Genomic DNA, 17,573 nt, shown 5'->3' with positions numbered 1-17,573 from the left:
TGCTTATACAAATATATGTCTTTAAAAAGGTATTATGTTACGCATAGTACTAAAAATTAACATTTTTTTAACATTAGCTAAGCTTGAATATTTGAATTATTTTAGCGTAAACTAGTTTCCAAATACATGGGAATGAAACAAATTTCAATGAATATATCTCCATCAAAACTTAATAAATTTCTAATGTTTAAGCTACCTGCTGCATACTTTACAGGTGTAAGAACAAAACAACTTAATGATACAACCTGTATTGTTACCGTTAAACATCGTTGGATAAATCAAAATCCGTTTAATTCTATGTTTTGGGCAGTGCAAGGTATGGCAGCTGAGCTTACTACTGGAGCTTTGGTGATGAAAAAGATTAGAGAAAGTGGTGAAAAAATATCCATGTTGGTTGCTAATAATAACGCATCGTTTACAAAAAAAGCAACAGGAAGAATTACTTTTAAGTGCGAAGAAGGTTTAAAAATTGATGAAGCCATTAATAAAGCTATTGAAACAGGCGAAGGGCAAACCGTTTGGTTAAACTCTAATGGAATTAATAAAGATGGAGTGCAAGTGTCCTCTTTTAATTTTGAATGGACGCTCAAAGTGAAATAGCAATGTCATTGCTGGGAATGAGGAACTCATAATATGGCTATTTTTAGAATTGAAAAGTACTGTTGTAACAAATTGATGGTTTATCCAACATATAAAAGAAACAATTAAAAACATTTAAATAATTTGCTATGGAAAAATTACCAGATTTTAGCGAGAGAAATGCCCATGAAATAGATTACCGTATTTATGGTGAAGAAATGCAATATGTAGAAATAGAATTAGATCCAGATGAAGGCGTTATTGCAGAATCAGGAAGTTTTATGATGATGGATGATGGTATTAAAATGGATACTATTTTTGGTGATGGCTCAGAAAAAGACAAAGGCTTTTTAGGAAAAATTCTGGGAGCAGGAAAACGTATCCTTACTGGTGAGAGTTTATTTATGACAGCGTTTTACAACAATCTTACAGGCAAAAGGAATGTGTCTTTCGCGTCGCCTTATCCTGGAAAAATTATTCCGATTGACTTAATGGAATATGGCGGAAAATTTATCTGTCAAAAAGATGCTTTTTTATGTGCAGCTAAAGGTGTTAGTGTTGGTATTGAGTTTTCTAAAAAACTTGGAAGGGGACTTTTTGGTGGTGAAGGCTTCATTATGCAAAAGCTAGAAGGTGATGGTATGGCATTTGTTCATGCAGGCGGAACTACAGCCGTGAAAACATTAGAAGCCGGTGAAACTTTGCGTGTTGATACAGGTTGTATTATTGGATTTACTCAAGGTATTGATTATGATATTGAGTTTGTAGGAGGTATTAAAAACTCCATATTTGGTGGTGAAGGCTTATTCTTTGCTAGGTTAGAAGGACCTGGAAAAGTCTATATTCAATCTTTACCATTTAGTAGGTTAGCAAATCGTGTTTTAGCTTCGGTTCCTAGAGGAGGAAAGTCTAAAGGCGAAGGAAGTATACTTGGTGGTTTAGGTGATTTGTTAGATGGAGATAATCGCTTCTAGAATTAAATTTTACATAAACGCAAGTAGATCAAACAATTACATTGTAAGAAATGTCATTATGATTATATAAGGCTCATCGAGTAATTTCTAACTTTTAACATAATAAGCTGTTAAACTTTAAATGATTTTTAATTTTCACGCGTTTTTTTTCTACCTTAGAGATTGAATTGAAACAATAGCCTATAGAAAAAATTACATTTTTGTTTAACCTAAAACTTAAAATTACCTATGGCGAGAGCAATGTATGAGTACACCAAAACTGTACTGAACAAAGTGAGTTTTGATGCGACATTATTTTGTAAGGAAGTGGAAAAAGCGGTAAGACGTTTATTGCCTCACGAACTTGAAGATTTGAGAATTTTTATTCAGTCCCTAATCAATCAAAACCCAGAATTAAATCAATGTCTAATTTATTTAAAAGCATAGAAAAAAGCGACTTACGAGTCGCTTTTTTTATTTAGCTAAAGGACTGATTATTTCTACATTCTGAAACGCAATTGCTCCTCTAATTACACTAGAAATCAAATCGTGCATAGCATCTATAATTTGCATTTTCAATTCACTTTTATGATAAATAATACTGACTTCTCTTGCAGGTGACGGTTCATTAAAATGCCTAAGATTAGGATTTAATTTCTCCTTTACATCTAAGGTATGTAAATAGGGTAGAAGCGTCATTCCCATACCTTCGTTAGAGAGTTTTATTAAGGTTTCTATGCTTCCACTCTCTAACTGAAAATGATCATCAGTTTGATTCTTAAATGCCTTACATAAATTAATGACTCCGTCTCTAAAACAATGACCATCCTCTAGGAGTAACATATCTTCAATGTCTAAATCAGCAACTTCAATAGTTTTCTTATCTCTTAATCTATGATTATTTGGTATATACGCTACAAATGGTTCGTAATATAAAACTCGTTCTTTTATGTTATCGCTTTCTAATGGAGTAGAAGCTATAGCAGCATCTAAATGACCATCACTTATCCGTGTTATAATTTCTTCAGTAGTAAGCTCTTCAATTTTCAGCTTTACTTTTGGATATTTTTTAATAAAATTATTTAAAAACATAGGCAAGAGTGTAGGCATTACAGTTGGAATAATACCTAGTCTAAACTCACCACCTATAAATCCTTTTTGCTGATCAACAATGTCTTGTATACGATCTGCTTCATTAACAATATTTCTTGCTTGATAAACGATTTTGCGACCAACATCAGTTAACTCAATGGGCTTTTTACCTCTATCGAAAATAAGAATGTCTAACTCATCTTCTAATTTTTGAATTTGTGTACTCAAAGTGGGTTGTGTTACAAAACACTTTTCTGCCGCTTTTGTAAAATTTTTATGTTCTGCTATTGCTAAAGCGTACTTTAATTGTGTAATTGTCATAACTATTGATTTAGGCTATAAATATATAAAAACTATTCATAAAAACTATAGTAAATTAGATTTAATTGTGGCATAAATTTGAGTAAACAAATAATAAATGATTATGACACTAAATAGTATAGGTTTAGATACCATAAAAACAAAAGGATTAGCAGAAGATTTAAATCAATTATTAGCTAATTTTCAATTGTATTACCAGAATTTAAGAGGAATCCATTGGAATATTAAAGGAAGAGCATTCTTCGATTTACATGTTAAGTTCGAAGAACTATATACTGACGCTAATCTAAAAGTAGATTTAATTGCAGAGCGTATTCTAACATTAGGTGTAACACCACTGCATACGTTTGAAGATTATACAAAAGCAGCTAAAGTTCCTGTTGGTAAGAATATTTCTAAGGATGAGAAGGCTGTTGAGTTAATCGTAGAGTCTTTGACTGAACTTCTAAAGATTGAGCGTAAAATATTGAATGCTTCTGATGAAGCTAATGACGAAGGCACCAATTCTATGATGAGTGATTTTATAACTGAGCAAGAAAAAACCGTTTGGATGATGAAAGCTTGGCTAGGAGAAACAGTTTAATATTATTACAATACGTCAAAAGCCAGCTAATTAGCTGGCTTTTTTATTGATTGATGATTCCTGTTTTTTTAGAATCGAATACTGAGTTCTAAATCTTTATCTAATACAGTAAATTTTGCATCATCATATTGTGGAGGTCCAAAAGACATAACATTATTGGACATTCCGTATGATTCTAATGGCATTCCGTTTTCTTGAAAGTCCATACGTTTGTTTTCATTTTCATCGTGTAGAGCCATAATTGCATATTCTCCTGGTAGAACGTTTTCAAAAGTGATGGTTACTTTACCGTCTTTTATTTCTGTTTCTGCGTCCAGCAGACCTGAGCCTTTCATAAATGTTTCAGAAGAGTGTAATGACATTAATACTTTTCCCGTGTCATTTTTTACATTGTCTATGGTTACTGTGATAGTTATGCCTTTTTCTTCTTGAGAAAAGCTAAATAAAGAGGTTAAAACTAAAGTGATACTTAAAATTAAATTTTTAATCACAATATTTCTATTGTTTTTTCTGTGTTCTTGAATCTTTGATTTCATGATGATTGTGTTTTAATGGTTTGTTTTTGTTTGATGATTCAAATATCCAACAAACTGTTGAGCAGAAATAATTGTAATTACCGAGTTGTAGTTTTATGAGGATGAGTTGTTGAAAGGTGATATAAAGCTATATTAAACCTCTGGCTTTAATTTCTAAATACTTATTAATAGTATTAATAGTTAAATGCTCTGGTGCAGTTAAGATAGACTGAATACCATGTTTTTGAAGCTCATTAACAATCAACTTCTTTTCATATATAAACTTTTCAGCAATAGTTTTTTGAAATATTTCAAATGTATTATGTGCCTCAACATTAGTCAGCTTATGTAATTCGGTATTTTCGAAAAAGATAACCACTAATAAGTGATTCTTCGCCATTGCTTGTAGATAAGGTAACTGACGATGAAGAGCATCTAAAGTTTCAAAATTAGTGTAAAGTAGTAATAAAGCACGTTGGGTGATACTTCGCTTTACATCAATATAAAGTCGAGAGAAATCTGATTCTGAAAAATCGGTATCGACATTATAAAGCGTTTCAAGAATTTTATTCATTTGAGAAGGTCGTCGTTCTGCAACGACTTTGTTTTCTACCTTTCGAGAAAAGGTAAACATACCTGCTTTATCTTGTTTTTTTAAAGCCACATTACTAATGACTAAAGTTGCATTAATAGCATAATCCAAGAGGCTCAACCCTTCAAAAGGCATTTTCATTGCCCTACCTTTATCGATAACGCTATAAATGGGCTGTGAACGCTCATCCTGAAATTGATTTACCATCAACTGATTGCGCTTTGCTGTGGCTTTCCAGTTGATGTTACGTATATCATCGCCATTAACATAGTCTTTAATCTGCTCAAATTCCATGGTATGACCAATGCGTCTTATTTTCTTTAAGCCGTATTCAAACAATTTATTAGAAAATGCTAAGAGCATATATTTACGTAATTGCAAAAATGACGGATAGTTTGGTACCATTGCATCTTTTGCAAATTGAAATCTCCTAGTCACCAGACCAATAGGTGAGTTTGCATAGACATTTAAGTTTCCAAAGTAATATTCACCGCGTTCTAGTGGTCTTAAGGTGTATGTGATTTTTTTCTCGTCAAGTTTATTAAGTTGTGTATAAATCTCAAAATCACGTTTTTGGTACTGAAAAGGCATCTCGTCAATTAACAGTAAATCAGCTGTGAAATTGTAATTATTTTGAAGTTTTATTTCGATTGGGTTATCATCACCATTACTTAATTTTTTCGGTAAAATTCTTGAAGCAGAAATCCCTTTTTGTTTAAATAGTAAGATGAGATCAATTACCACCAAACCTAACGCGACAAGAAATAAGGCTGATACAATACTTAATAATCCTGGAAATAAGTAGGCAAGAATGAATAATGCCACAAATGCCATTATCACTAGAAAAAACCGAAAGGTTAAATAGGTATGTTTAAAAAAACGCTTCACTATCTAGGAATCTCAATAGTTTCAAGAATTTGATCTACAACTTTATCTACAGTAAAAGCTTCCATTTCGCGCTCAGGAGTTAATACCAGTCTATGTTTTAAAACCGCTTTGGTACAACGTTTAATGTCATCTGGTGTTACAAAATCTCTTCCATTAATTGCAGCATTGGCTTTTGCAGCGTTTAAAATAGCAATTGAAGCTCTTGGTGAAGCTCCTAAATATAAATTAGCATTATTACGTGTATTATTTACAATAGAAGCGATGTAGTTTAGAAGATTATCTTCAACTACAATTTGTTTAATTAAATTCTGATATTTTTTAATAGCATCAGCAGATAATACAGAAGAAATGGCATTAAAGTCCATATTATCTTGTCTATTATGATTGTCAACTAAGATTTGAACTTCATCTTCTAAAGAAGGATAATCTACTTCAATCTTAAAGAGAAAACGATCTAATTGTGCTTCTGGTAAACGATATGTTCCTTCTTGCTCAATTGGGTTTTGCGTAGCAAATACTAAAAACGGTAATTCCATATCATAACGTGTACCATCCATAGTAATTTGACGTTCTGCCATCACCTCAAATAAAGCAGCTTGCGTTTTAGCTGGTGCTCTGTTTATCTCATCAATTAATACAATATTTGAAAAGATAGGTCCTTTTTTATATTCAAACTCACTTGTTTTTACATTAAAAATTGAAGTTCCTAAAATATCACTTGGCATTAAATCTGGTGTAAATTGAATTCTACTAAAATCTACATCCATAGTTTTAGCTAATAATTTAGCAGTGACTGTTTTGGCGACACCAGGAACTCCTTCAATAAGTGAATGTCCATTGGTTAGGATTGAAATAATTAAAAGCTCAATCATTTCATTTTGCCCTACTATGAATTTGGCTATCTCTCGCTTAATGTCTTCAACACTATCTTGAAGTGGTTTTAGGTCTATTCGACTTATAAAATCTTCTGAAGTGTTTTCTATACTTTTGTTCGTAGTATTTTCTTCGTTATGGTTTGTCTCATCAAGGTTTTCTGATGATGATGTGTTTTGATCTTCCATTATAACTTATATTTTGTAAAGTGTTCTATTTTTTTGTTCAGTTCTATGAGTTCTTGCTCAGTATGATTGTTTTTAGATTTTAAAAAGACAAGGTAATCTACTAACGCCTTCGTGGTTTCTATGGTATTACTAGATTTTATCGCCAATTTGTCTATAAAAGTTGTATTAAGTTGATTAGTATCTAGGTAATAGTTCGTTCTCACAAATTCTAGAAAATACTGAATCTTTTTATCAATAATATTCGTAAAGTCTCCATACTGATAATAAAGCTCACCAATAGTTCTTGTGAAATCCACCGTTGAATTTTCAAGTTTATTAATAACAGGAATAATTCGCTGAGTACGTTTACCTCTAAACAAAACGAAGAGAATTAAGCCAAACAGACTAATATAAAATGCCCATTTTAAAGCTGTATTTTTTAAAATATAGCGCAATGGACTAGTAATAACCTTTCGTCCACTTTTGTAATGATTATCCCAAATAATTTGCTGCTTTGGTAGGTATGATAAAACAGTTGCGGCATAGTCCTCTTTATCATCCATGAGATGATAATTAGTAAAGGCAAATGGGTTGGTGTGTAAAATAAATTGACCATTATTATCACCAACAGCTACTTTTATAAAATTAGTGTTGGTCTCTTCATTGTCATCTTCATCTTTAGTGGTAAGTGTTCCTAAAATGGTAGTTTTTAAAGAATCAACAGACACGAAATGACTATTCTCAATAACATCTTTAAAGATCCGATTATTTTTCTGGAGACTTGGACTTGTAAATTTGCTTTCGGACTTTTTTGTATAAAGATTTGAGTATTGACGCTCTATACTTATGTTTAAAGAATCTAAAACATTACCATAAAAAAAGTTACCACTTATAAAAACTGTATTCCCTCGTTCAACAAAATCCATTAGGGCTTTAGATTCTTCACCATCTAGGTTGATGTAATTATTAATAAATACTAAGGATTTAGAGGTTAGAGTATCTACTTTTTTTAAATATTCATATATAGATTGTTCTGAAACCAAAACCTCCCCTTTAGAAAAAGTTTCCAACTCATTATATAGTATGTAACAACCTAATGGAATTTTATCAGCAGCAGAGTAAGAGTCGCGCCAATTTAAAGCCTTTGGTTTAGTCACTTCAGCAATCATCATAAAAACAATCACTGCACCAATAATATAGAGCGCTATTTTAGAACGCTTATCCATGTTTTGATGTTTTTATAAGTTGATTAAAATCGCTTTTGTTTTTGTTAAAACTAGTTTCGTCTATAGGAAACTCACCATACCAAACATAATCGTATATATAAGAAACACGTTTAAACAATGTTTTTAATTTACTATCAGTTATTTCATTAAGATAATCTGAATTCGTTTTATCATAGTGCCATTCAATTACTTTTTTATTGGCTAAAGATTTTAAGGATTTTAGGTAGAGATAACGTGTTGCCAATCTATAGTTATTGTCTTTTAGAGCTTTACTGATAAATTTATCAAAATCGATTTGCTCTATGTTTTCTTCAACATAAGTAAAGCCATCTATAGTTTTATCTTCTGTTTTAAATACAGAGTTTATTGGACTTTGTAATAAGAATTTGATGAGTAAATACAGCACAATAACGCCTAAGAGTCCGTAAACAATATACTCCATGGTTTGATAATCAATGAAGTCAACATCGAAACCAAAAACATCTGCTAACCAATTAAAGAATTTTTGAAGAATACGTTGCATCAGGTTAACACCTCCTGTATCATTTATGGAATAATTAAAGTCATCACCAGAATAACTGTCCTTAAAGTTCTCTTTAAAATAAGTAACATCAAGGTTAGAGGAATCTTGATTTATAATAACATCTTGAGACCACAATAAAGAGGAACTAAAAGCCGAAATAACAACGGTGCAAATATGTTTGAGTCTACATCTACTCATTAACACCAATTTGATCGATTTTCTTCTGAAGGAATTCGTTGTATTTCCCTTCAAATAGATTGTAATATAAAATGCCGTATGCGACTTGCGATAGTGCTTGAATATAAATTGTAGAAATAATTATAATGGCAAACCATAATGTAAAAAATAATGTAGCTAAAGTACTGGTTGTAATATCGACGCCACTTTCAACTGAAAAATAGACATAAATTCCCATTAGATATGAAGGTATCTGAAATAGTGTAAGCATAAAAACAAAACTCAAGATACCAACTACGAAACCAAATAATATGAGACGCCAAAAATTTGAAAATGTAAAATCAAAACCTTCAGAAATAGCCTCACCAAAACCTTTTTTTGTTGAAAAAATAGACATAAAGGTCAATCCAAAAATGGCTGACATGGTAAAGTTTAATCCATATTGTATCAGAAATCCTAAAAACGGAATTAATGACAATATGCCTGCAGCAACTAAATAAACAATATATAGTAAACCACCAATGAGTATAAAAATAATGATGGTTCCAATATTACTTATGATGCTTTTCCAAATACGTTTAGATTCTACCTTGCCTTCATTATTGGCATAGTCTGCAATATAGGCACTAGAAAAACTGTAATTAATCGAAAAGGTTAAAAACGCAATTAAAAGAAGTATGATAGAGCCCGCGATTAAATAACTATCTGTTGATACATTATTACTCATCCCAAATCTAAAATCTCTGCTCACCAAACCCATAAAACCAGTAACTAACAAATAGGAGCAAATAAGCGTTAGAATAATACTAATGGCATTATACCTTAGATATAAGTTAGTGTATGTTTTAAAATTATACTTCAGAAATAAAAAATAAGTGTTTATAATATCTCCAAACGTACTTCTTGTTCTTAGTTCAATATACTTTTCGTTCACGTGAGTTGGGATTTGGGTATTAATTCTAGATGTTCTTCTAAAGGCTTAATTTTGTTTGCTTTATGTAAAGCTATAGGGTAAATTATGTAATAATAAACAATGATAAAAAGTGAAATTAATATAATTGCATAGGCTAAAAACGAAGGCATTTGTTCTCCATAACGTGTAATGAAACCTTCAATGAATCCAGCAATGATAAAAAACGGAATGGTACTAACCACAATCTTTAAACCATCTTTGGCACCTTTCATAAATGAGACACGCCTAGAGTAAGTCTTTGGAAACAAAATGCTATTACCCATTACTAGACCTGCACAACCAGCAATAACAATTACAGAGATTTCAATAGTACCATGCAACCAAACTGTTGAGGTTTTTTCTAATATACCATAGTTATAAAAGAAGGTAATAAATGCTCCAAGCATTATACCATTACTAAAAAGTACCCAAATGGTACCCACACTAAAGATTACACCCATAGCAAAAGCAATAATAGCAACTCTAATATTGTTAATAGTAATCCCTAAAAACGATCCTATATTACTTCCGCTTTTGTATACAGCCATAGGTTCCCCTTTTTCTATATTTTCTATGGTCATGTTTACATAGTGATCGGGAAGGATTAATCTAATGAAAGAATCGTCATTTAAAGTAGAGACTACACCAATGCAAACTGCAGATGCAAAAATTAAGAATGCATAAAGCAATGTTTTGTGATAGTGATAAAAGAACAATGGAAACTCATCGCGCCAAAATGAAATAATCTTGTTTTTTGATTCTTTTTTGGTAATATAAATTTTTTGATGGGCTTGCGACGCTAAAGAATTCAGGTATAACAAGGTCTTACTACCAGGATAGTAGGTCTGAGCATAAGACAAATCGTTAGTAAGTTGAATATAGTAAGAAGCTAAGTCATCCGGATTTATTTTTACATTATTATCTAATGCGTTTTCAAAACCAATCCATTTTTCCTTATTTTGCTTCACGAAAGACGCTTCGCGCATAAATCATTTCAATTTAAAAACGAATATACATTTCAATGAGCAAATTAGCAATTAACACAGCACAAAATGTCAACCTAGATTATAAGTTAATTGGTTTAGGTGAACGTATGGTCGCTTTCTTGATTGATGGTATTATTTTATTTACCTATATGACTATAATGGAGAACCTTGTAGCGTTCTCTGAGATTTTTGATTCAGATGGGTGGACAAGACGTGGTTTTACAGGCTTATTTCTTTTACCAGCATTTTTCTATTCAGTACTCTGTCATATCATTTTTGGTGGACAAACTGTTGGGAAAATGATTATGAAGATTAAAGTTGTAAGCGTAGATGGTTCGCCTACAGAATGGTACAATTTCTTTGTACGTTGGATGCTTAGAATTGTTGATTTATGGATTTTTTCACCATCTATAGGAATCCTTAGTATTTTGTTGTCAGACAAAAAGCAACGCATTGGTGATTCAGCAGCTGGTACAGTAGTAATAAGTGTAAAGAAAAAGCATAAAATCACAAGTACAATTCTAGAAGATATTAACGATGACTATAAACCAGTTTTTAGTAACGTTACTCAATTAACGGATAAAGATGTCAGGATCATAAAAGAAGCTTATACTATCTCTAGAAAGAATAATGATTTTAGAACCTTAACACTTCTGAAGAAAAAGATTTGTGATACGCTTGGCATTGAAACGAAGCTATATGATATTCAGTTTATAGATACTATTTTGAAAGATTATAATTTTTATACTCAAAATATGTAAGCAGAAAAGTGAGTTGGCTGATGTGTTTATCTAATATAGATTAGATTCTGAATCACCTACCTGTCGGTAGACAGGATTGCTGAACGACCAATAAGAAAATAACAAATGTTTTTCCAAATAGTTGACATCTTAGGAACTATCGCTTTCGCCATTTCTGGCGTATTGGTCGCTATGAACAAGCGTATGGATCCGTTCGGTGTTTTAATTATTGCATTTGTTACTGCAGTTGGTGGTGGAACGTTACGTGATATTATGGTTGGTATAGAGCCAGTTTCCTGGATGCAAAACATGACCTTCGTATATGTTATTTTTGCTTCTACAATCTTTGCAGTTGTATTTAGAAATCAATTAAAACATTTAAGACGCTCTTTATTTTTATTTGATACTATTGGAATTGCTTTATACACAGTTGTAGGTATTGAAACCGGACTTATTGCAGGATTACATCCAATAATCTGCATAGCTCTTGGAACAATGACAGCTTGTTTTGGTGGTGTTATAAGAGATATACTTTGTAATGAAATACCAGTTATTTTTAGAAAAGAAATTTATGCAACGGCCTGTATTTTAGGAGGCTTTACATACTTTCTACTTCGTGAGTTTTTAGAAGATCGTAACTATCTTTTTGTAATTGCAGGTTTAGTAGTAATTCTTATTAGATTACTTGCTGTAAGGTTTAAGATTAGTTTACCGAGTTTGTATAAAAAAGGAGATAATTAAATAGAATTAGTATCATAATTACTTATATGAAATAAAACCTTTCTTTTAATCAAATATATAGGGCTCATAAGCTTGCCACCAGGCTTCAATATCTACTTTTGGATTCCTACATATGTATAAAGGAATGCCGTTTTCTTCACCAATAGCATATTTGTGTGTAATTATTTTTACAAGCTGTACATCATCAAAAGCATAATCAACTGCAGGTTTCTCATTTCCTAAACTAATCCAAACTTCTGCGTTTTTATTACCAAAACCCCAAGTCCAAAAGCTACCATGTCTGCTTATAGGATTCGGAAGATTATATTCTTTACCAATGATTTTAAGTGCTCCTGCTTCACCATAATTTTCGCCCCAAATCACACAGTTCTTTTGTTCTGTAGTGCTAAGATTTCTGTACACACTATCAACTAATCTTACTTGTTCTTCCCAACCAAACATATCTGCATAGTCTCCGGTTAGTTCAATGCGACCATCATTTTGCTCTTTGAGATTAGCGTATTTCACATAATTGTCAATAGATAAGATAGGTGTAAGGTCTGGTATAAAATAGACCATAAGTAATAGGGCAGATATTGGAATTGCATATATCCAATTAGGTTTTTTATTCAATAATTTTTCAACCGTTACAGCTCCTGCTGCAAATACTAAAGGATATAGGGCGAACACATAGTATGTTTTTGCTTTAAGAATCCACAGGGTAAAGAATATAATAATACTAGCAATACCAATGGTTTTAAATGCTTTAAGCTTCTTCATTAAAAACAATCCTGATAAGCCAAGTAAAAACATTATGAATGTAGGTAACATTTCTAATTGATCTAGTAGAAAAGCTAATGGACTAATGTCTTCTAATTGATTTTCGCTTAAAGTTTGTAGATGTGTTAGAAGTGGGAAATGCTGTTGAATTTGCCAAATTATATTTGGAAGAAAAATAAATAGTGCTAAGAGTGCTGAGATATAAAGCCATTTATTTTTGAATAACTTTCCTTTCTGGTAAAATACTAAGCCAATAGAAATACCAAAAGCCCAAACTAACATAGTATATTTATTCATTAACCCTAAACCTAAGGTTAGCCCTAAAAGTAGCAAGAATTTTTTGTTTTGAGAATTGAAAAACTTTATAAGAAAGTAAAATCCTAGAGTCCAAAATAATTGGTCAAATGCAACAGGTTGAAATAAGGTATGATTTCTGTAGAATGGTAAAAAAGCTAGAATGCAAATTCCTGCTAGAAAAATAGCTTTTGTTTTTCCGCCAAGTTCTTTGGCAATAAGGCAACATAAAATCAAGATTCCAACACCCGCGAGTGTGGGAAATAATCTCACTCCAAGTAAAGAATAATCAAAAAACCAATAAGATAGTTTTCCAATAAAACCTATAAATGGAGGGAATTCCATAAATCCCCAGTCTAGATGCTCACTTACAGATAAATGTAATAACTCATCGCGATGAAATCCGTAGTTTCTATTCCCAAGCCATTGAATTATAAATTTAATTGAGGAAAGTATAATAATTATGGAAATATTTTTTTTATTCATAATTAGGTATATTCAAACCTAAAATTAAATTTCTGTTTGCAGTCAAAATTCCATTTTTCATTTCGAGTTTGATTATTCCAGATCCACCTCTATTTTTTTCAGAGCTCTTTATTTCTTCGGTTAGAGTTGGGTCATCTTCAAACAGATAGCTATCTATATAGTAAGGTATTGATTTTGGTTCTTTTACATAAATATGTATATGTGCTGGTTCTTGAACTTCTGGATAAGGTACAGGACGAAAAGTGTAAAACGAAAAACTTCCATCTTTATCTGTCTTTAGCCATCCTCTATACTGCCCGTGTCGTTTTTCCCAACCAATGGGTTCATCACTAGGTCGATAAATTCCGTTTCTATCAACGTGATAGATATATAATAAAACATTTTCTGCTGGTGTCTTTCCGTCATTTTGAAATACAGTTCCTGTTATTTCAATTTTAGGTTCATTTTCTCTAAAACCAGGTAAAGTGTCAGTTGATTTTGGCGTTAAGTTAAGCTTCTCAAAATCCAAAAGAGCTTCGCAATCTTCACAAGGTCCTCCAACAATTTTAGTGGTTTTGTCGTTGATTTGTGATTGACACGAAAAAATTGTCGCTAGTACAATTATTATATTAATTAGCTTATTCACTTTCTACAGGAACTTCAATTATACTTTCTTCAACAGGGAAATAATCTTTTGTATTTTCCTCAATAGTTTTTTTGAGATTTACTAAATTAGTTTCTTCTTGTGCTTTGATGGCACTTCCTGAAAATGCCATAATGGATTTAGAAAGTATTCCATTTCCCTTTGCAATAGTGCTCGAAGTAATTTTTGTTTTACCATCTACAGGTGTCATATTCAGTTTATAATCCATATCCATAAAGTCTGAGGTAAACGTCATTTCTATTGACTCATTTGGTACTATGTTAGTAATGGTTTCTTGAATGACCATCTCCTGTCCATCTGTAATAAAATAGACATTTGATACTGCTCCAACTGTGCCAGGTGTGCCGCTGACATGTTCAACTTTTTGAAATCCTGGCAACCATTCAGACATTTTGGCTTCATCTTGAGTCACAGCCCAAACTTCTGCTAAGGGTTTATCTACTGCAATTTCACAGTCGTAGGATACTTCTGGTTTTAATAAGCCCAATAATAAAAAGCCAATGATTAAAACGACTAAAATAATGGCGATATACTTTAAAACTTTCATGGTTCTGTGTGTTTATTAGTTAGGTTTAATTAGTCTTGAGGCACTGGAAAACCTCTATCTCGCATTAACGCTTCAATTTTAGCATCACGCCCTCTGAATTTTCTATAGGCTTCAGCAGGATCCATAGCATTACGTGGGGCAAATAAATACTTTACCAATTTATCAGCAACTTCTTTATCATAGAAGCCACCTTCAGCTTCTCTAAACGCTTCTGAGGCATCACTTGTTAACACATCTGCCCACATATAACCATAGTAAGCAGTGGCATAACCTTCCCCTGAAAACACATGGCCAAAATGTGGTGTTCTATGACGCATTGGTAATTCTTTTGGCATTCCTAGTTCGTCCAAAGTTTCACGCTCAAATTTATCGATGTCAATATTTGTTGGGTCAGCTAAATGCAATTTCATATCTATTAAAGCTGAAGCCAAGTATTCAGTAGTTCCAAACCCTTGATTGAATGTTGAAGCTTTTTTAATTTTTTCAACTAAAGAAGCAGGTATCGGTTCTCCTGTTTTATAATGTACCAAAAACTGATTAATGACTTTGTCAGTAGATAACCAACGCTCCAATAGTTGTGACTGAAACTCTGTATAATCTCTAACTCCTCCATTTAAGGTTGGATATTTTACATCGGCAGAGAAGAAGTGGAGAGCATGCCCAAATTCATGAAAAAATGTTGTGGCATCATCCCAAGAGACTAAAACAGCTTCTCCTGGTGCTGGTTTTACAAAGTTAGAATTGTTAGAGGCTAGCACATTTTTTTCACCCTCAAAAGAATCCGAACTTCTATAGGTTGTAGCCCAAGCTCCAGAACGTTTCCCTTCACGAGCATAAGGATCTAAATACCATAAACCAATATGCTTACCAGAATCCTTATCGGTAACTTCCCAAACCTTTACATCCGCATGAAATACAGGAACAGAGCGTTCTTCAACAGGAGTGAATTTATAATTAAACAATTCTCCAGCAGTAAAGAACATCGCATCAGTCAGTTTGTCTAACTGTAGATATTGCTTTACTTCGTCACTGTCTAAATCATATTTCTTTTTACGCACTTTCTCAGCATAATAGCGATAATCCCTTGGTTCAATGGTTATATTATCTCCAAGCTCATTAGCTACAGTTTGCATATCGGCAACTTCTTCTTTTACTCTAGCCGTTGCTGCAGGCCAAACTTTAAGCATTAATTCCATTGCGTTATCTGGAGTTTTTGCCATACGGTCTTGTAATCTCCATTCAGCATAATTATCATAATCCATTAAGCCTACACGTTCTTTACGTAATTTTAAAATTTCAGCGATAAGTATATTGTTGTCATATTCATCACCGTTATCTCCTCTTGAATAGTAATTTTCCCAAACTTGTTTGCGTAATTCGCGATTTGTAGAGTAGGTAAGGAAAGGGTCCATGGAAGATCTTGTATTTGTTATTGCATATTTACCTGCTTCTCCTTTATCTGTTGCTATTTTTGCAGCCGACTTTATAAACCCATCAGATAAACCACCAAGTTGATCTTTAGTCAAATAAGTCACATAGTTTTCTTCATCGTGTAAGACGTTATTAGAAAACTTGGTGTAAAGCGTAGACAATTCTTTGTTGATAGCTGCATAGCGCTTTTTCTTTTCCGCATCGAGATTAGCACCATTCATTTCAAAACTTTTGTAGGTTAAATCTACCACACGCTGTGCTTGTGGTTCTAAAGGTGTTTTCTGCGAAGCATCATAAACGACTTTAATGCGCTGAAATAATTTTTCATTTTGTGAAATTTTAGATCTAAACTCTGAAAGCTTTGGTGCCAATTCTGTTTGCACTGCTCTAAACTCTGGAGATGAGGTGTTAGCACTCATTATACCATAATAAGTAAATACTCTATTTAAAGCCTTGCCAGCACTTTCCATAGCAACAATTGTGTTTTCAAAAGTTGGCGCTTCGGTATTATTGGCTATTGTTTCAATTTCGGCTAGATTAAGTGCCATACCTTCTTCCATTGCTGCTTTTACATCTTCAACATTCATTTTATCAAAAGCAGGTACACCTTCGTAAGGGCCTGTCCATTCTTGGATTAGTGCATTGTCACTCATTAATTTGTCGTTTGTTTTAGATTCTTCTTTGCAACTTGCAAATAGAATCATAGTGCCTAGAACGGCAACTTTAATTGATTTAGAACTCATGATTTGTTAGTTTGTGATATGTATGAAAACAAGTTACTGAAATTATAAATGAAGATTCTTAATTATTTTATAATTTCTACCTTTCTGATATATACGTTTTGCAGAGGCCAATCACCATCATCGGTTTTAACGTTATTGATTTTATCTACAACATCCATTCCGCTGGTAACTTCACCAAAAACAGTATAATCCTTATCGAGATAGTCTGCACCACCTGGTCGTTGAATGATAAAAAACTGAAAAGGAGACGCTAGCTTATAAGCATTTTCAATTTCGCTACTTGGCATTGAAACTGCACCACGCTTGTGTGTGTAACCACGTTTTGTATCAGGAGGTAATAGGTATTTCCCTATTTTACGACGACGTTTAGCTAAGTTGTAATCATCACTACTTCCACCTTGTATCACAAAGTTTTTAACGACTCTGTAAAACTGAGTACCATCAAAATAGTTGCGTTTAGTGAGGTAAATGAAATTAGCGCGATGAAATTTGGTTTTATCATAAAGCTGAATGTCTATATTGCCAAAGTCCGTTGTAATCCTGACCTTGTTTTCTTTATGCTCTTTTTCGTATTCCAAAAAAAATTCCATGGCATTATTGTCCGTTAGCTTTGGATATTCTGAAACTTTTGGTTTTGGCGTAGAGTTGGTTTCTTTTACAACTGAATCTTTTACAATAGACTTTTCAGTTTGTTTTGAAGTTTGCTTATCTTCACAATTCAAGAAAAAGATTACAACACATAGACTTAATAGAAATCTCATA

Annotated in this window: 19 protein-coding genes; 6 read left to right on the top strand and 13 right to left on the bottom strand. The window is 32.5% G+C overall.

Going from position 1 to position 17,573, the window contains the following annotated elements:
* Positions 1–147: 147 nt before the first annotated feature.
* The 3 genes from Q0822_RS10590 (at position 148) to Q0822_RS10580 (ending at position 1,979) form a co-directional block, all read left to right on the top strand.
* Positions 148–600, top strand: coding sequence for a DUF4442 domain-containing protein (locus Q0822_RS10590; protein WP_299124173.1), 453 nt, complete (start codon positions 148–150; stop codon positions 598–600).
* A 128-nt stretch (positions 601–728) separates the two neighbouring features.
* Complete coding sequence (locus Q0822_RS10585) at positions 729–1,553, top strand: TIGR00266 family protein (RefSeq protein ID WP_299123374.1); 825 nt, start codon at positions 729–731, stop codon at positions 1,551–1,553.
* A 228-nt stretch (positions 1,554–1,781) separates the two neighbouring features.
* Positions 1,782–1,979, top strand: coding sequence for a hypothetical protein (locus Q0822_RS10580; RefSeq protein WP_299123372.1), 198 nt, complete (start codon positions 1,782–1,784; stop codon positions 1,977–1,979).
* A gap of 27 nt (positions 1,980–2,006) precedes the next feature.
* Here the strand turns inward: Q0822_RS10580 and Q0822_RS10575 are convergent, their stop codons facing one another.
* Positions 2,007–2,945, bottom strand: a complete 939-nt coding sequence (locus tag Q0822_RS10575; RefSeq protein ID WP_299123370.1) for a LysR substrate-binding domain-containing protein — start codon at positions 2,943–2,945, stop codon at positions 2,007–2,009.
* A 103-nt stretch (positions 2,946–3,048) separates the two neighbouring features.
* Between Q0822_RS10575 and Q0822_RS10570 the strand changes: the two genes are divergently transcribed.
* Complete coding sequence (locus tag Q0822_RS10570; RefSeq protein ID WP_299124171.1) at positions 3,049–3,528, top strand: Dps family protein; 480 nt, start codon at positions 3,049–3,051, stop codon at positions 3,526–3,528.
* 68 nt (positions 3,529–3,596) lie between these two features.
* Here Q0822_RS10570 and Q0822_RS10565 read toward each other — a convergent pair whose 3' ends face one another.
* From Q0822_RS10565 to Q0822_RS10535, 7 genes are all read right to left on the bottom strand, one after another.
* Positions 3,597–4,064 (bottom strand): DUF2141 domain-containing protein, encoded by a 468-nt coding sequence (locus Q0822_RS10565; RefSeq protein ID WP_299123368.1) that lies wholly within the window; start codon positions 4,062–4,064, stop codon positions 3,597–3,599.
* Positions 4,065–4,191: 127 nt separating this feature from the next.
* On the bottom strand, positions 4,192–5,469 hold the full coding sequence (locus Q0822_RS10560; RefSeq protein WP_299124169.1) for a DUF58 domain-containing protein: 1,278 nt from the start codon (positions 5,467–5,469) through the stop codon (positions 4,192–4,194).
* Between the two features lie 53 nt (positions 5,470–5,522).
* Positions 5,523–6,584, bottom strand: a complete 1,062-nt coding sequence (locus tag Q0822_RS10555; protein WP_299123366.1) for a MoxR family ATPase — start codon at positions 6,582–6,584, stop codon at positions 5,523–5,525.
* Positions 6,584–7,789, bottom strand: coding sequence for a DUF4350 domain-containing protein (locus tag Q0822_RS10550; RefSeq protein ID WP_299123364.1), 1,206 nt, complete (start codon positions 7,787–7,789; stop codon positions 6,584–6,586). Before Q0822_RS10550 ends, Q0822_RS10555 begins: the two co-directional genes overlap by 1 nt.
* Positions 7,782–8,510, bottom strand: coding sequence for a hypothetical protein (locus Q0822_RS10545; protein WP_299123362.1), 729 nt, complete (start codon positions 8,508–8,510; stop codon positions 7,782–7,784). Before Q0822_RS10545 ends, Q0822_RS10550 begins: the two co-directional genes overlap by 8 nt.
* Complete coding sequence (locus Q0822_RS10540; RefSeq protein ID WP_299123360.1) at positions 8,503–9,423, bottom strand: hypothetical protein; 921 nt, start codon at positions 9,421–9,423, stop codon at positions 8,503–8,505. The genes Q0822_RS10545 and Q0822_RS10540 overlap by 8 nt, the downstream gene beginning before the upstream one ends.
* Positions 9,420–10,427 (bottom strand): stage II sporulation protein M, encoded by a 1,008-nt coding sequence (locus tag Q0822_RS10535; protein ID WP_299123359.1) that lies wholly within the window; start codon positions 10,425–10,427, stop codon positions 9,420–9,422. Before Q0822_RS10535 ends, Q0822_RS10540 begins: the two co-directional genes overlap by 4 nt.
* Positions 10,428–10,462: 35 nt before the next feature.
* Here Q0822_RS10535 and Q0822_RS10530 point away from each other — a divergent pair, with 35 nt between their 5' ends.
* Both Q0822_RS10530 and Q0822_RS10525 read left to right on the top strand, forming a co-directional pair.
* Positions 10,463–11,188, top strand: coding sequence for an RDD family protein (locus Q0822_RS10530; protein ID WP_299123357.1), 726 nt, complete (start codon positions 10,463–10,465; stop codon positions 11,186–11,188).
* Positions 11,189–11,293: 105 nt separating this feature from the next.
* Positions 11,294–11,908 carry a trimeric intracellular cation channel family protein gene (locus Q0822_RS10525; protein WP_299123355.1) on the top strand — a complete coding sequence of 205 codons (615 nt, stop codon included), beginning with the start codon at positions 11,294–11,296 and terminating at the stop codon, positions 11,906–11,908.
* 45 nt (positions 11,909–11,953) lie between these two features.
* On the opposite strand, the gene Q0822_RS10520 is transcribed toward Q0822_RS10525, so the two are convergent.
* The 5 genes from Q0822_RS10520 to Q0822_RS10500 all read right to left on the bottom strand — a co-directional run bounded on the left by Q0822_RS10520 (position 11,954) and on the right by Q0822_RS10500 (position 17,572).
* Positions 11,954–13,447 carry a glycosyltransferase family 39 protein gene (locus Q0822_RS10520; RefSeq protein WP_299123353.1) on the bottom strand — a complete coding sequence of 498 codons (1,494 nt, stop codon included), beginning with the start codon at positions 13,445–13,447 and terminating at the stop codon, positions 11,954–11,956.
* On the bottom strand, positions 13,440–14,072 hold the full coding sequence (locus Q0822_RS10515; RefSeq protein WP_299123351.1) for an intradiol ring-cleavage dioxygenase: 633 nt from the start codon (positions 14,070–14,072) through the stop codon (positions 13,440–13,442). The genes Q0822_RS10520 and Q0822_RS10515 overlap by 8 nt, the downstream gene beginning before the upstream one ends.
* On the bottom strand, positions 14,065–14,637 hold the full coding sequence (locus Q0822_RS10510) for an SRPBCC family protein (protein WP_299123349.1): 573 nt from the start codon (positions 14,635–14,637) through the stop codon (positions 14,065–14,067). Before Q0822_RS10510 ends, Q0822_RS10515 begins: the two co-directional genes overlap by 8 nt.
* A gap of 29 nt (positions 14,638–14,666) precedes the next feature.
* Complete coding sequence (locus tag Q0822_RS10505) at positions 14,667–16,811, bottom strand: M3 family metallopeptidase (RefSeq protein ID WP_299123347.1); 2,145 nt, start codon at positions 16,809–16,811, stop codon at positions 14,667–14,669.
* A 62-nt stretch (positions 16,812–16,873) separates the two neighbouring features.
* The gene (locus tag Q0822_RS10500; RefSeq protein WP_299123344.1) at positions 16,874–17,572 is read right to left on the bottom strand and encodes a peptidylprolyl isomerase; all 699 of its coding nucleotides are present in this window, start codon (positions 17,570–17,572) and stop codon (positions 16,874–16,876) included.
* Between the last annotated feature and the right edge of the window lies 1 nt (position 17,573).

It is taken from the genome of uncultured Winogradskyella sp., assembly GCF_947496485.1.
In the GTDB taxonomy this organism is placed as follows: domain Bacteria; phylum Bacteroidota; class Bacteroidia; order Flavobacteriales; family Flavobacteriaceae; genus Winogradskyella.
The sequence above is the reverse complement of the archived record's forward strand: the minus strand, read 5'-3'. Positions and strand labels throughout refer to the sequence as shown.